This is a genomic window from Trichocoleus sp. FACHB-591 (assembly GCF_014695845.1).
Taxonomy (GTDB): Bacteria; Cyanobacteriota; Cyanobacteriia; order FACHB-46; family FACHB-46; genus Trichocoleus.
On sequence record NZ_JACJPA010000018.1, the window covers coordinates 63,709 to 80,146 of the forward strand.

The window sequence follows — 16,438 nt, forward strand, 5'->3', positions numbered from 1 at the left end:
CACGTTGATTGTGACCTTGACTACATTCTACGAAGAGAGCAGCTCTCCTGCGAGTTGAGTTGTAAATGCTGGGTCTATCTTTCAATCCTGGCGCTGGAATCGGCCTAAGTGCTCTTCTCCTTGACGCTCTGGGATTGAGTTGGCGACAGGGGCTAGCTCTAGAATTTGGAAACTAGGTCGAAAATACTGCTGAATCTGGACGGGTGTGATGCCGAAGGGAGGGCCATCTGGACGGTTGTGGGTGAAGAACAGCGCTAGAAGTTGTCCTTGTGCTTTAAGCAAGGTGTGGACGAGTTGCACGTAGTCAGGTCGCTGTTCTGGGGCGATCGCGCAAAAGCAGGTATGCTCAAGCACGTAGTCAAAACTACCAGGAAATTCGGTGGCTAAATCAAAAATATTGCGCTGGAGGAACTGGGCTGGGTTCTGACTAGTTTGAGCTAGGACGGTGGCGGCAGCGATCGCGGCTGGCGCGAAGTCAAACCCCATCACTTCAAAACCATGAGCCGCAAATAAGAGCGCATCATACCCTCGTCCACAACCAAGTACGGCAGTTCGGCCTGGTTTAGGAGCAGGAGATGAGTTTAGCAACTTGGCAAATGGTGGTGCAGCTTGTCCAATATCCCAACGGTCTGTACCTTCGCGATACCGTTGCTGCCAATAATCTGCTTCTTGAACTGACACCATAAGTATGATTCTCTTCAACCTTACCTAGTTTAAACAAACTCTATGGTTGACTCGGCTTTGGCTCGACCCCATACGACAGTTGTGTTGGCAATGAGCGCAGATGGCAAAATTGCCGATGTAAGGCGATCGCCCGCTCGGTTTGGTTCTGCTGCAGACAAAGCTCATTTGGAAAAACAAGTGGCTCAAGCAGATGCAGTACTGTTTGGGGCGGGTACGTTGCGTGCTTATGGCACGACGCTGCGGGTATCTCATCCAGAACTCCTAGAGATGCGATCGCAGCAAGGCAAACCCGCCCAACCTGTACAAATAGTTTGCTCTCGCTCTGGTGAATTTGACCCCAACCTGCGCTTCTTTGCTCAACCTGTACCCCGCTGGTTGCTCACGATTACGCTTGGGGCGAAGGCTTGGCAGGAGAGAGCTGAATTCGAGCGCATTCTGGTGGCTGAGGCACCTGAGCAAACCTTGGACTGGAAGCAAGCTTTTCAGCAATTAACCACGTTAGGAATTCGGCGTTTAGCGGTGCTGGGAGGTGGCGAGTTAGTTGGTTCCTTGATGGCTCTGGATTTGATTGATGAACTGTGGTTGACGGTTTGCCCTCTAATTCTGGGTGGAGCGATCGCGCCTAGCCCAGTGCAAGGTTTAGGTTTTTCGGCAGAATCAGCGCCCCGCTTAGAATTGCTCTCGGCGGACACTAACGGCCCCGAAGTTTTTCTCCACTATCGCCTGCAACGCTGAAAAGATTGAATTACGCTAGAGAGCGGATGGCCCTAACTCCAGCAATCATGGTCGAACAACTCCAGCCCCGGTATTCCCTCGCTTGGATCAACAAAGTTTCTGAAGTGCCCCAGGCTGAATGGGACGCATTAGCCATGCCCTTGAACACTCCATTTTTTGAGTGGGACTGGCTCAACAACATGGAAACTTCGGGCAGCGCTACCGCCAAAGCGGGATGGTTGCCGAATCACCTCACCGTTTGGCGCGATCGCCACCTGATCGCTGCTGCTCCGCTCTACATCAAGGGCCACAGCTACGGCGAGTTTGTCTTCGACCAGCAGTGGGCCGATTTAGCCCAGCGCTTAGGCATCAGTTATTACCCCAAACTTCTAGGGATGTCGCCCTTCACCCCTGCTGAAGGCTATCGCTTTCTGATTGCCCCTGGCGAGGATGAAGACGAAATCGTGGAAATGATGCTGGATGAGATCGATCACTTCTGCGATCGCAACCGCATCTCCGGTTGTCATTTTCTCTATGTCGATCCGGAATGGCGACCTGTTTTAGAACGTCACGGCTTCACCCCTTGGCTGCACCATAGCTTCATCTGGAGCAACCTCGGCTTCCAAAGCTTTGATGACTACCTCAATGTTTTTAATGCCAACCAGCGCCGCAACATCAAGCGAGAACGCAAAGCTGTTGAGAAAGCAGGTCTGACGCTGAAAACGTTTACTGGAGATGACATCCCCAACTCCCTATTCCCACTGATGTATACCTACTATGCCGATACCTGCGACAAATTCGGCTGGTGGGGTAGCAAATATCTAACCCGGCGGTTCTTTGAGCAACTCCAGCCCCACTACCGTCACCGAGTCGTTTTCGTCGCTGCCTACAGTGAACAAGAACCCCACCAACCGATGGGCATGTCATTCTGTCTCACCAAAGGCGATCGGCTCTATGGACGCTACTGGGGCAGTCAGCAAGACATCGACTGTCTTCATTTCGATGCCTGCTACTACAGCCCAATTGAATGGGCGATCGCCCATGGTATTCAAACTTTCGACCCTGGCGCGGGTGGTCGTCACAAAAAACGCCGAGGCTTCCCTGCCACGCCCAACCATAGCCTGCACCGTTTCTACGACAAGCGCCTCAGCCAAATCCTGCGATCGTACATCCGGGAAGTGAATGAGCTAGAGCAGCAGGAAATGGATGGCATCAACGAAGCCCTTCCTTTCAAGCAAGCCAATGCCAATTTAGATCAAACAGATGGTGTCCTTTAAAGAATTATTTGTCAGAAAGTGTTTGTAAAAGAGCGTCAAGCAATGCTTGATTCCCATCTCCGCCAATTCTTAGTTAATGGTCGTAGCATCAGCCGGATCATGAACACATAACTAGAACTTTGGTAATCCTTTCGTAGAGCTCTAATACTCACAACAGCACCGCAGGGCCGCTTCGACAATAGTCTTTAAATCCTGTCATCTATTCTAGAGATAGACGTGATCATAAGGCTGCTAACTTTGTCGTGTCCAATCGCTCATTCAGTAACTCTTTCAAGAATTAGCCTAGATAACAGTCGAGCACTGAGCACCTACCCGTATTACCACAAAAAAGAAAATGAGTTCTACGATCGCTGGCTACAACTTGCTCGAAGTTCTCTATGAAGGGGCTACAACCTGCGTTTATCGAGCTAGAAGGGCATCTCTAAGTGAGCTGGGATCAACAGTCATTATCAAAACACTGAAAGCTGAATATCCAACGGTGAATCAGCTTAATCAGTTGAAGCATGAATATCAAATTCTGCAAGACTTGGAAATTGAAGAAATTGTTAAGCCTTTAGCATTAGAAAATTACGGCAATGGGCTAGCTCTAATTCTGTCTGATTTTGACGGAGAATCATTAGCAAAAGCGATCGCCACTCGACCTTTTGAGTTAAACAATTTTCTACAAACTGCGATTCATTTAGCTGCAATTTTGGCGCAGTTGCATCAACAAAATATTGTTCACAAAGATATTAAGCCTTACAACATTCTGGTGAACTCAGCAACGGGTGAAGTCAGGCTAATTGATTTTGGGATTGCTACCCGTCTATCCAGAGAAAATTCAGCGATTAGCAGCATTAATGGTTTGGAAGGAACGCTTTCCTATATGTCTCCCGAACAAACTGGGAGAATGAACCGCTCGATCGACTACCGCACTGACTTTTACTCTCTAGGCGTTACTTTTTACGAGATGCTGACTGGGCAGTTGCCGTTTCTAGGAACCGACGCGCTAGAAATCATTCACTGTCACATTGCCAAAACGCCCGTTCCACCTCATCTGGTCAATTCGGAAATTCCAGAAGCACTGTCTAACATTGTCATGAAGTTGCTGGCTAAGACGGCAGAGGAGCGTTATCAAAGTGCGTTGGGACTGAAAGCTGACTTGGAGCTGTGTTTGGAGATGCTGCAAACTGGCACAATTTCTCCTTTTCAGGTGGGAGAGTTCGATTTATTTAGCCAGTTTTCGATTCCAGAGAAGCTGTATGGGCGCGATCGCGAAGTTAGTTTATTGATGAGTACGTTCGCTCGCGTAGCGTGTCCGCAGGACAATCACGTCAATGCTGGCAAAACGGCAGCTTTGCTAGTGACGGGCTACTCTGGCATTGGTAAATCCTCGTTAGTCAATGAAGTTCACAAACCGATCGTTAGCGCGAGAGGATATTTCATCTCTGGCAAATTTGACCAGTTCCAGCGCAATGTCCCTTACTCTGCCCTCATCAGCGCCTTTCAGTCACTGGTAAAACAACTTCTGACGGGAAGCGAAACCCAACTAGCACAATGGAAGACTAAACTTCTAGCCGCTTTGGGTAACAATGCCTCAGTCATGATTGATGTGGTTCCGGATGTGGAGCGGATTATTGGCAAGCAATCTCCTGCTCCAGAGTTAGCGCCTACGGAAGCCCAAAACCGATTTAATCTAGTTTTCCAAAACTTTATCCGGGTGTTCTGTTCACCAGAGCATCCTTTAATTCTATTTCTCGATGATTTGCAATGGGCTGATGCCGCCACGCTGAAGCTGCTAGATGTAATCTTGACTGATGCAGAAATAGGCTATTTGTTTTTAATTGGAGCTTATCGAGATAACGAAGTGAGTTTGAGCCATCCCTTGACGATCGCTCTAGAGGCACTACGCGCTAAAGCCGTTGTCATTCATGAAATTACTCTGGCTCCCTTGGCTCTCGCAGATATTAGCCATCTGATTGCGGATACATTGCATAGTGATATCACGTCTGTCCTACCATTGGCTGAATTAGTGATTCGTAAAACATCGGGCAATCCCTTCTTTGTTAATCAATTTCTCAAAACGCTGTATCAGGAAGGTTTGTTGATCTTCAATGCTTCACCAAAGGTCAGCAAACCTTGTTGGCAGTGGGATATTACCCAAATCGAGTCGCTTGACATTACCGATAACGTAGTCGAATTGATGATTCAGAAACTGCGAAAACTACCTGAATCGACTCAAGAGGTGTTGCAGTTAGCGGCATGTGTGGGCAACTGCTTTGACTTGCAAACACTAGCAATTATCTATAAGCGATCACCAGTTGATACCTATCAGGATCTAGAATCGGCGATCGCAGAAGGATTAGTATTACCCGCCTCTGAGTTAACCCTTCCCCCAGATCTCACAGATACATATCTAACCAGCCTAGAATCTAGGTTTCTCCATGATCGGGTGCAGCAGGCGGCCTATGCCCTAATTGAGGATAGTTCTAAGCAAGCGACTCACTGGCAAATTGGTCGTTTACTTTGGCGAAACATATCCCCAGAAACATTATCAGAAAAGATATTTGAAATTGTCGATCACCTCAATTTAGGCATTGAGCTAGTTACAGATGAGGCGGAACAAATTGAGATTACCAAACTTAATTTAATTGCTGGCCAGAAAGCTAAAGCAGCAACGGCCTATGCAGCGGCGATCGCGTATTTGCAATTTGGGCTGAAGTTGTTAGCAGAAGATAGCTGGAACCATCAATACGATCTGACATTATCCCTACATACTGAAGCAGCAGAGGCCGCATTTCTGAGCGGTAACTTTGAAGAAATGCAGAGATTGGCTGCGATCGTGCAAAACTGCGCCAAAACGTTGTTGGACAGCGTCAAAGTGTACGAAGTCCAGATTCAAGCTGATATGGGGCAGCAACAGCTACTAGCAGCACTGAATGCAGGATTGCGGGTCTTAAAGCAGCTGGGGATCGAGTTTCCTGACGTGCCAAATCCAGCGGATATTGGGCAGGCTTTAGGAGAAACTGCCGCAATTTTGAGCGGAACGCCAACTGAGGCATTAATTGATCTCCCTGCAATGAGCGATCTTCATCAACTCGCTGCGATCAGGATTTTGTCCAGTATCTTTTCTGCTTGCTATTCTGGCATGCCCTCACTGGTGCCTCTGACCGTATGCAAACAGGTCAATTTATCTGTGCAATACGGCAACGCTGCTGTATCTCCCTTTGCCTATGCTGTCTACAGTCTGCTGCTTTGTGGAGCGGTAGGAGAGATTGAGCGGGGCTATGAGTTTGGTCAATTAGCGTTACGGCTCGTGCCGAAGTTGAATGCCAAAGAAATCGCAGCCAAGACTTGCCATTTGGTCTATGCTGGCGTTCAACACTGGAAAGACCATGTCCGGACTACGTTAGAACCATTTCTGTCAACCTTCTCTAGTGGGCTGGACACTGGAGATTTAGAATATGCTGGCTACGCCGTGATGGTGTGGAGTCATTACTCGTTTCTTGCGGGTCAGCCACTCATACAGCTCGAACGAGAAATAGTCACCTACACAGATGCGCTCCATAGCATCAGCCAGGAAACGGCGCTGAACAATACAAAGATCTGTTGGCAAGCCGTCTTAAATCTGATGGGAAACAGCCAAAATTTATGCCAGTTAGAGGGGGAAGCTTACGACGAAGTCAAAATGCTGCCATTGCATCAGCAAACCAACAATCAACTGGCAATTCACTACTTATACTTGCACAAACTTGTGCTTTGTTATGGATTTGAAAATTACCGAGAAGCCCTGGAGCATATCCCTCATATAGAAAGTTCTTTCGGGGCATCTACAGGCCAGCTCACGGTTGTAGTCTTCTACTTCTATGATTCCTTAGTACGACTAGCTATCTATTCTGAAGTTTCACAGATTGAGCAACAAGATATTCTTGAACGCATCCAAACCAATCAAGAAAAACTGCAAAGCTGGGCGCATCATGCCCCCATGAATCATTTACACAAATACTATTTAGTAGAGGCAGAACGGCATCGCGTTTTAGGCGAAAAAACAGAAGCAATGGAACTATATGACAAAGCCATTACTGCGGCCAAAGAAAATGAGTACATCAATGAAGAAGCTCTGGCTGATGAACTGGCTGCTAAGTTCTATTTAGCCTGGGGTAGAGACGCGATCGCCCAACTCTACTTTCAAAAAGCGCACTACGCCTATCAAATCTGGGGTGCTCAAGCTAAGGTGGAGCATTTAGAAGAAAAATATCCTCAATTTTTTACTAAAGCTGCCGCTAAAAGTGGCACACACACAACCAGCCCTCAAAGGACAACCAATCATCCTGGAACGGATCACAACCTGGATTTGGCCACGGTCATGAAAGCTGCACAAGCGCTTTCGGGTGAGATCGTTTTTAGTAAACTACTAACAACGTTGATGCAAATTTTGCTGGAAAATGCGGGTGCAGAAACAGGGATACTCATTTTAGAGAAAGATGCACAACTCTTTATTGAAGCGACTGGGCAGGCAAAGCAAAATGAGGTTATTGTTCAGCAATCGATCGCAGTAGAAACCAGCCAGCAAATCCCGTTATCCATCATCAATTATGTCCGACAAACTCAGGAGAATGTAGTTCTAAACGATGCAACTCGTGAGGGAATCTTCACCAGCGATCGCTACATTATAGATAACCAGCCAAAATCTGTTTTGGGTGCGCCCATCGTGCACCAAGGCAAGCTAATTGGCATTCTTTACCTAGAAAACAATTTAACCACAGGTGCTTTTACAGCCGAACGAGTTAAGGTTTTACAGCTTTTATCCTCACAGGCCGCGATCGCCATTGAAAATGCTCGTCTTTATCAAGATTTAGCCCTTGCAAACGCTGACTTAAAGCAATCCCATGAACAGTTAGAGAATTACAGCAGAACGTTAGAAGCAAAAGTTGAAGAACGGACGGTACAGCTACGCCAAGAGGCGCGCGATCGCCAAAGGGCAGAGGAAATTGCTCAGTCTGCCAACCAGGCTAAAAGTGAGTTTTTGGCCAACATGAGCCATGAACTGCGGACCCCGCTGAATGGCATTTTGGGATATACCCAGATTTTTCAAAAAGACCGAGAATTATCCCAACAGCAACAGAATCGCATTGCCATCATTCATCAATGTGGAGAGCACCTCCTCAACCTGATCAACGATGTTTTAGATCTATCTAAAATTGAAGCTCGCAAGATGGAACTGTATCCGAGGGAGTTTCATTTTGATGAGTTTTTACATAGCATTGCTGAGATTTGCAGAATTAAAGCTGAGCAAAAAGGGATTACGTTAAGCTACCAAACTTTATCTCCGCTCCCTAAAGTGATTCGAGCCGATGACAAGCGCTTGCGTCAAGTCTTGCTGAATCTGCTGGGCAACGCGGTTAAATTCACCGAAACTGGAGCGATCGCTTTTAAGGTGGGTTATCACGAGCAGAAAATTCGCTTTCAAATTGTAGACTCTGGCATTGGCATTGCCTCAGATGAACTAGAGGAGATTTTTCAGCCGTTTCAACAGGTCGGTGAAAACAGCCGCAAAACCGAAGGAACCGGATTAGGACTGGCGATCAGCGGTCAACTGGTAGAGATGATGGGCGGCAAGCTTCAGGTCCAGAGTACGTTGGGGGTAGGCAGCACCTTCTGGTTTGATCTAGAGCTACCAGAAACTCAGGCACCAATAGAGGCTACGACTACCTCAAAGGGAGCGATCGCTGGGATCAAAGGCGACAAACGGAAAATTTTAGTGGTAGACGACAAACCCACAAACCGCGCTATCCTCGTCAATCTCTTGGAACCGCTTGGATTTGAGATGTTAGAGGCGGTGGATGGTGAAGATGGACTGAATAAGGCGCAATCGTTTCAGCCCGATGCTATCTTGATTGACTTGGTGATGCCAAATTTGGATGGTTTTGAGGCAACCCGACGCCTGAGGTCAATGCCAGTCCTGCAAGGCACGATCGTGATTGCAGTTTCGGCTAGCGTTTTTGAATTCGATCAGCAACAGAGCCTCAAGGTTGGCTGCAACGATTTTCTACCGAAACCTATTCGAGAAGACGCGTTACTCCAGAAATTACAAGAACACTTGAAACTAGAATGGATTTACGAAAATGCCAACGAAACTGGGGCACCCTGGAAACAGGATCAGCCAGAAAATAACTTCATAATGTCCTCCTTAGCTGCGGCTGACTTCCCCACTCCGCCCGCTGAAGAACTGGCTATTTTCCTAGATTTAGTCATGCGAGGAGATTTACGAGCCATTGCCCGACGAGCGACCCAATTAGAAGAGTCAGACCCACAGTTGAGGCCGTTTACCACCCACTTGAAACAGTTAGCTAAAGAATTTAAGGGGCGGCAGATTTTGGAATTTTTAAACCAATTTTAATAAGAGGTATTCATGAATACAGGCATAACTGAAGAAGATGTCATTCTAATTGTGGACGATATGCCCACAAATTTAGATGTGCTGCTCGACTTACTAGAGGCGGCGGGTTTCAAAGTAGTGATCGCAGAAGACGGAGAGAGAGCGATCGCTCTGGCAGAGTACGCGCCTCCTGATCTGATTTTGCTCGACGTTCTCATGCCTGGAATCGATGGCTTTGAAACCTGCCGCCGCTTGAAGGCAAACCCCGCTACCCAAGAGATCCCAGTCATTTTTCTCACGGCAGTTAGCGATAACGTAGATAAAGTTAAAGGCTTAAATCTGGGCGCAGTTGATTACATCACGAAACCGCTGCATCATGAAGAAGTTTTGGCCCGAGTCAATACTCATGTGCGGCTGCAAAACCTCACCAAGCGCTTAACAGCACAAAATGAGCGACTAGAGAAGGAGATTCAACAACGCCAACACCTGGAGGTAGAACATGAGCAAGCATTTAGAGCCTTACAGCGCAGTGAAGCTCGATTTAGATATCTGATCGAATCCAATGTGATTGGCGTAATTTTTAGCAAGCTAGACGGCAGTATTACAGACGCAAATGCTGCCTTTTTGCAAATGGTAGGGTACGATCGCGCTGACTTAGAAGCGGATAATATCAATTGGCAAGTGCTCACCCCTCCAGAATATAACCATTTCAGTCAAGTCGCAGTGGCAGAACTCGCCAGTTCGGGAGCGTTTAACGCCTTTGAGAAGGAGTACTTCCATAAAGATGGCTACCGGATTCCAGTCATGGTCGGTGGCGCTTTGCTAGATGAATCTCAAGAGGCGATCGTGACTTTTGTGTTAGACCTGACACAACATAAGCAAGCAGCAGATAAAATCCGGGAACAGGCGGCTCTGCTCAACATCACCACGGATGCCATTCTCGTCCGAGATTTAGATAACAAAATTCAGTATTGGAACAAGGGCGCAGAGCAGGTCTACGGTTGGAGTGCGGAAGAGGCGATCGCCCAAGACGCGAATCAGCTATTGTATCCCCCAGACTCGCTCGATCAACTCGAAAGTGCTCAAAGCAGTTTAAGAGCATCTGGCACCTGGCAAGGTGAATTGTACCAAGTCGATCGCCAAGGTCAAGAAATCATTGTGGCGAGCCGCTGGACCTTAATGCATGATGCCCAAGGAGAACCGCAATCGATCTTGACCGTCAATACCAACATCACGGAAAAGAAACAGCTCGAAAGTCAGTTTCTGCGAACCCAACGGCTGGAAAGTTTGGGAACCCTGGCGGGTGGCATTGCTCATGATCTCAACAACATTCTGACCCCCGTTCTCAGCACAGCCCAATTGTTACAGTTCAAGTTTCCCCATGCCGATCAGCAGAGTCAGCATTTATTTGAAATTATTGAAACGAATACCAGACGGGGAGCGGCTCTGGTGAAGCAAGTGCTGCAATTTGCGCGTGGGGTCGAGGGTAAACAGGCGATCGTGCAAGTGAAACATTTGATCCATGAAGTGAAGCAGATTGCTGAAAAGACATTTCCTAAATCCATTGAGCTGCTCATCGACGTGGAACCAGGGCTTGGGCTGGTGTCTGGTGATGCCACGCACCTGCACCAAGTGCTCATGAACCTGGTCGTCAACGCTCGTGATGCCATGCCTCACGGCGGTACACTCACTATTTCTGCCAAAAACCTGTTTGTAGACGAACCCTATGCCCGCCTGCATCTGGATGCCTCGGTGGGCTCCTACATTGGACTGATTGTGAGAGACACCGGAACTGGCATGTCACCGGACACTGTAGATAGAATTTTTGAACCTTTTTTTACTACTAAAGAGCTGGGCAAAGGCACAGGATTAGGGCTTTCTACGGTGAGGGGCATTGTTAAAAGTCATAGGGGATTCATAGATGTGTCTAGCAAGGTGGGTCAAGGAACTGAGTTCAAAGTATTCTTGCCAGCAGTAGAAGCATCTGTTCCCATTCAAGTAGAGCCTGCTAATCCAGCCAATGGCAACGCTGAATGGATTCTGGTGGTCGATGATGAAACAAAGATTTTAGAAACAACCAAAATGGCGCTGGAAGCTTATAACTATCATGTGCTAACAGCCCACGATGGCATTGAAGCGATTTCACTCTGCGCTCGCCACAAACACCAGATTGCTGTCGCCCTAGTCGATATGATGATGCCATCGATGGATGGCCCCACCACCATTCAAACGCTGCAAAAAATTAATCCGCAGATTAAAGCGATCGCCGTCAGTGGTTTTGTCTCTAACGACAAATTGCAGGGGGCAAACGGCATCCAGAACTTTCTTGCCAAGCCCTACACCATTCAAGAGCTGCTACAAACGCTACAGGCTGTCCTCAGACAGCCCACCGAGAAACAAATGCAATATAATTTTATCGACTAACATTAATTCTTTAAACAGGAATTTTGAGGGGGTCAATTGCCTGCTAGAGGCTGAAATCCCCAAAACTCGTGAAATTGGACATTAATTCTTTAAAAGACAAATGGAGAATAGGGGATTCGAACCCCTGACCTCTGCGGTGCGATCGCAGCACTCTACCAACTGAGCTAATTCCCCAATAGCGCTCGGATATTATAACAAGAAACTTAAACAAGCTCTAGAGAGATTGCTGATGAAATCGGGGTTAGAGAGATGCGGCTTGACTCAAGTTTGGTTGAGCATACAATTCTTGCACTCGGTCCAGCTCTAAGTCAGATAGGTAGTCTACAGCCCAGTTGGCTTGCCGTTGCATCATATGAAACGGATAAGTATTAGCGACTCCTACAACAGACATTCCCGCTCGCTTCGCCGCCTGAATTCCTGCGGGAGTATCCTCGATCGCGAGACATTCAGAGGGTTGCAGATCCAGCTCCGGATATTGTTGATTGAGCCGATCCACGGCTAAAAGATAACCGTCGGGTTCGGGTTTGCTTGCCGTAATCTCATCACCTGCCACGATCGCGCTGAAGTATGGAGCCAGTTGGCTCTTCTGCAAAACCAACTCGATTTCAGCCTGTAAGGCTCCACTGACAACCGCAAGTTTGAGTTGCGCTGCTCGCAGGTTAAACATCAAGTCGGCTAAGCCTGGATAAAGCGGCAGTTTTTCTAGGGTTTCTAGGTGGCGTTGGTAGGCACGAGCTTTGCGAACCATTAAGTCCATTAAATACGGTTCTGTGACGACTCGGCCTCGACTGTTTAACAGCTCACTTAAACAAGCGCGATCGCTGCGTCCTAAGCAGACACGACTAAACTCTCCAGGGCCGAGCCGTAGATTTTCCTCAATCAGCAGTTGCTCAATCAGCTGCTCGTGAACTGCCTCATCGTTGATGATGACACCATTAAAATCAAATAGAACCGCCTTTAAAACCATACTTAGCTTACTCAAATGCGGGAGCTGGAAACCCTGCGTCAGGGACAGCAGAGTCATCAATCCTAACAGAGTTGGGATGGGGTCTAGCAGATTCAGGATCGTGCCCCGGAAGCGGCTTAATTCCCCAAGTGATTTGGTGTATCCACCACAGCTCTTGAGTTTGTACCGCACCAAACCCCGCCGCCCCCATCCAGGCATCCACACTTCCAGTGGCATAAGCTTGCATATAGGGTTCTTCAAAGATTTGAGTCAACCATTCAGTTTGCCGCAAGGTGTTTTGGCTGCCATCCAGAATCAGAACTTCTGCGCCAGGTTTGAGGAGCCGAGCCGCTTCCTGCAAAATGGCTCGTGAAATGGTCGGCGGAGTTTCATGAAACAGCAGAGAAGCGGTGACTAAATCAAAAGAGCCATCTAGCAAGCCTGTTTGCTCAGCGTTGGCATGAATAAACTTGATATTTAGCCCAGCCTGCTGCGCTTTATAGTCGGCCATGACTAGCATGTAGGGCGAAAAATCCAAGCCAATGACTTCAGCTTCTGGAAATGCTTGTTTGAGCAATAAAGTCGTTGAGCCTGTCCCACAACCTAAATCTAATATGCGTCTGGGTTTGCCTTGCACAGTGGCGATCGCCGCTTGCCGAATTAAGGTTTCGTTGGGCAGCAAGACATACTGAGTGATCGGGTCATAAGAGACCGCCGCCCGAGGATTTAAGTAGCCTTTTTCAACCCCATGAAAATTTTGAGTGCTGTAGTAAGCAGGATAAACCAGGGTGGGGTTGCGGAAGCGATCGCTTTCTGTTTCCCAATCGATGCTGCGATAAAACTGCTCTAAGCCGTCACGATCAATAAACAACTGTAGAACAGGCGACAAAAATCGCTCAAAAATTGTATCCTTCCGAACTGCCATAGGAAGCTACCTAATAGGGTTCTTGCCAGCCGCCACAACCAAAAGGTAGGACCGCCTTAGTAACATTCTACTTTTATGAAGTTTAATGAATTAACTCGCGTCATGCCACCGCTCACATCTCAACTTCTTACCAAGTGAGCAATAAACCTAACTCAGCCATAGCCCAGAACTGCTAAGGATGCCTCTAGGGAGCGATCCTGAAAAAAGCCTATTTTTGCTACGGTCTTGACGGTGCAGTTAGAGTGCGCCCCCAAACAGCACTACTAGACAGCAATTGGGCACTCTCTAACAAATGTGCAAGCTCCTAAAATTCCCAAGAACTAGCCATGCCTGCCCTCTTACCTGCCAACGAAGCAGAAAGGTTTGAAAGTCTGCTTCAGTACGCCATCCTAGATACTGAGGCTGAGGAATCCTTTGATGAACTCTGTCGCTTGGCTGCCTACATTTGTCAAACTCCTATCGCCTTGATCAGCCTGTCTGACAGTAACCGTCAATGGTTCAAAGCGAAGGTTGGTTTAGATGCTACAGAAGTCCCACGAGACGTTGCCTTTTGTAGCCATGCTGTTTTGCAATACGACATGTTTGTGGTGCCTGATACCCTCGCTGACGAACGCTTCGCCACCAATCCGCTGGTAGTCGCTGATCCTCATATCCGATTTTATGCTGGCTCTCCTTTGCTCACTGCCAAGGGACATGCCTTAGGCACTCTCTGCACCCTCGATCGCGTACCTAGGCAACTCAGCCCAGAGCAGTTGACAGCACTGCAATCGTTGGGCAATCAAGTCATGAGGCAACTGGAATTACGGCGCAATTTGGGGGCTTTAGCTCGAATTACACGCAAACGGCAAGAGGCAGAAGCGGCTCTATGGCAAAGTCGAGAGCAACTCCGAAATTTGGTTGAGCAAATCAATGATTGGGTTTGGGAAGCGGATATTAAGGCTGTTTTTTCTTACGTTAGTCCCAAAGTTTCTGCCATTTTAGGTTACGAACCCAATGAGGTGATTGGCAAAACCCTGGACCAGTTTATGCTTGAGGACGAAGCCAAGCGCTACACAACCTTAATCAGTTATTTCACAGCTCAACAAACGCCCTTTACTCAGCTAGAAACCACTCTAGTCCACAAAAATGGTCGGCTTGTGGTTTGCGAGAGTAGTGCTTCCCCAATCTTTGGTCAGCAAAGCCAATTGGAAGGTTACCGGGGTGTGACTCGCGACATTACCGAACGCAAGCAAGCAGAACAACAAATTCGTAAAGCCCTGACGAAAGAAAAAGAACTAAGTGAACTTAAATCCCGCTTTATTAACACAGCCTCGCACGAATTTCGGACCCCACTCACTACCATCTTGGCCTCTGCTGAAGGCTTAGAACACTACAGCCATAAATGGTCTGATGAAAAAAAGCTGACTTATCTCCACCGCATTCAATCAACGGTGCACCATCTCAGTGGGCTTTTAAATGATGTTTTACTGATTGGCAAATCTACCGCAGGCAAGCTGGAGTATCAGCCAACGCCTCTAGATTTAGAAAAATTTTGCTATGAATTGGTGGAGGAAGTTCAGCTCAGTAGTCCTAATCACTTGATCAACTTCGTCAGTGATGGTTTGTGTCATTCAGCCTGTATGGATGAGAAGTTAGTGCGGCACATCTTGCTCAACTTGCTATCAAACGCAGTTAAATATTCTCCCACAGGAGGTCAAGTCAATTTTCAGCTTTCTTGCCAAGATAGAATGGCTGCTTTCCAAGTTCAAGACTCAGGAATAGGAATTCCCCAGCAAGACCAAAAATGTTTGTTTGAATCTTTTCACCGAGCCACAAACGTAGGCAATATTCCAGGAACTGGCTTAGGGCTATCCATCGTCAAGCAAGCTGTAGAAACGCACAGGGGCACTGTTTCGGTTAATAGTACGGTTGGGCTAGGTACCACATTTACAGTGCTGCTACCACTTACTAAAGAGTAATAAAAAGGATAACAAACTATGAAAAAGATTTTAGTAATTGAAGATGAGCGAGATGTGCGAGATGTCATTCTGGACATCTTGGATGCAGAAGAATTTGATGCACTTGGAGCAGAAAATGGTTTAGTCGGAGTGCAATTGGCCCAAGAAAAAGCCCCGGATCTGATCATTTGTGATGTGATGATGCCTGAACTGGATGGATTGGGTGTTTTGGCGGCATTGCGAAAGCACCCTGAAACAGCAGCGATCCCATTTGTGTTTTTGACGGCTAAAGCTAGTAAAGATGATTTTCGCCAAGGGATGGAACTGGGGGCCGATGATTATCTGACCAAGCCGTTCACACGATCGCAACTTCTCAAGACGATCTCTACTCGCCTGGAAAAGCAAGCAGTGGTAGATGAGAGAGTGCAGCAAAAACTTGAGGATGTACGTAGCACGATTACTCTAGCTCTACCTCATGAATTAATTACTCCTTTGAATGCGATCGCAGGCTTGTCGAGTGTGTTAATGAACGAGTGCAGCTTGATGGAGCAAGCTGAAATTGTGGAGGTGGCAGAAGACATTCACAACTCCACGCAAACTCTGCATCGGTTGGTGCAAAACTTTCTTTTATATGCTCAGTTGGAGCTATTAGTTAAAAGTCCAGAACGAATCAAGGCTCTCCGTAAAGGCATCACTCATTCTGTCAGTATGCTAGTTAGCGATTGGGTGACGCAAAAGGCCCAAGAGATGAATCGAGCCACTGATTTACAGTTAGAGCTGAAGGACGCAGTGGTTCAGGTTCCACAAGCCAAACTGAAAAAAATAGTAGATGAACTGGTTGACAATGCTTGTAAGTTCTCGCCCTCAGGGACTCCCATACGAATTCTTAGTAGATGCAATGAGCATACATTTATTCTCTATGTAATTGATCAGGGTCGAGGGATGACTCCAGAACAAATTGAGAATGTTGGTGCTTACGTACAGTTTGAGCGCAAACTGTATGAGCAACAAGGTTCAGGGCTAGGGCTAGCCATTGCCAAACGCCTAGCAGAATTGCAGGGTGGAGAACTGGGGATCGAGAGTATTCCCGGTAAGCAAACGACTGTGCGAGTCGTTCTACCTTTGGCACAAGACTAGGGCCAGTGTCTAGGCAACTTTTCGATAGATAACAGC

Annotated in this window: 9 protein-coding genes and 1 tRNA gene; 6 read left to right on the forward strand and 4 right to left on the reverse strand. The window is 47.4% G+C overall.

Going from position 1 to position 16,438, the window contains the following annotated elements:
- Positions 1-81: 81 nt before the first annotated feature.
- Positions 82-684, reverse strand: a complete 603-nt coding sequence (locus H6F90_RS02465; RefSeq protein WP_190549918.1) for a methyltransferase domain-containing protein — start codon at positions 682-684, stop codon at positions 82-84.
- A gap of 42 nt (positions 685-726) precedes the next feature.
- Between H6F90_RS02465 and H6F90_RS02470 the strand changes: the two genes are divergently transcribed.
- From H6F90_RS02470 to H6F90_RS02485, 4 genes are all read left to right on the forward strand, one after another.
- The gene (locus H6F90_RS02470; RefSeq protein WP_190549919.1) at positions 727-1,419 is read left to right on the forward strand and encodes a RibD family protein; all 693 of its coding nucleotides are present in this window, start codon (positions 727-729) and stop codon (positions 1,417-1,419) included.
- A gap of 26 nt (positions 1,420-1,445) precedes the next feature.
- The gene (locus H6F90_RS02475) at positions 1,446-2,675 is read left to right on the forward strand and encodes a GNAT family N-acetyltransferase (protein WP_370587926.1); all 1,230 of its coding nucleotides are present in this window, start codon (positions 1,446-1,448) and stop codon (positions 2,673-2,675) included.
- 334 nt (positions 2,676-3,009) lie between these two features.
- Complete coding sequence (locus H6F90_RS02480; RefSeq protein WP_190549923.1) at positions 3,010-9,054, forward strand: hybrid sensor histidine kinase/response regulator; 6,045 nt, start codon at positions 3,010-3,012, stop codon at positions 9,052-9,054.
- 12 nt (positions 9,055-9,066) lie between these two features.
- A complete protein-coding gene (locus H6F90_RS02485) occupies positions 9,067-11,457 on the forward strand; it encodes a response regulator (RefSeq protein WP_190549924.1) in 2,391 nt (796 codons plus the stop codon).
- A gap of 101 nt (positions 11,458-11,558) precedes the next feature.
- Here the strand turns inward: H6F90_RS02485 and H6F90_RS02490 are convergent.
- The 3 genes from H6F90_RS02490 to H6F90_RS02500 all read right to left on the reverse strand — a co-directional run bounded on the left by H6F90_RS02490 (position 11,559) and on the right by H6F90_RS02500 (position 13,328).
- Positions 11,559-11,631: transfer RNA gene (locus tag H6F90_RS02490), tRNA-Ala, on the reverse strand.
- Between the two features lie 67 nt (positions 11,632-11,698).
- Positions 11,699-12,424: an HAD family phosphatase gene (locus H6F90_RS02495; RefSeq protein WP_190549926.1), complete on the reverse strand. Its 726-nt coding sequence runs from the start codon at positions 12,422-12,424 to the stop codon at positions 11,699-11,701.
- 7 nt (positions 12,425-12,431) lie between these two features.
- Positions 12,432-13,328: a class I SAM-dependent methyltransferase gene (locus H6F90_RS02500; RefSeq protein ID WP_190549928.1), complete on the reverse strand. Its 897-nt coding sequence runs from the start codon at positions 13,326-13,328 to the stop codon at positions 12,432-12,434.
- Positions 13,329-13,654: 326 nt separating this feature from the next.
- Between H6F90_RS02500 and H6F90_RS02505 the strand changes: the two genes are divergently transcribed.
- Together H6F90_RS02505 and H6F90_RS02510 are read left to right on the forward strand one after the other, a co-directional pair.
- Positions 13,655-15,286, forward strand: coding sequence for an ATP-binding protein (locus H6F90_RS02505; protein WP_190549930.1), 1,632 nt, complete (start codon positions 13,655-13,657; stop codon positions 15,284-15,286).
- A gap of 18 nt (positions 15,287-15,304) precedes the next feature.
- Positions 15,305-16,402, forward strand: a complete 1,098-nt coding sequence (locus tag H6F90_RS02510; protein WP_190549932.1) for a response regulator — start codon at positions 15,305-15,307, stop codon at positions 16,400-16,402.
- Positions 16,403-16,438: the final 36 nt, after the last annotated feature.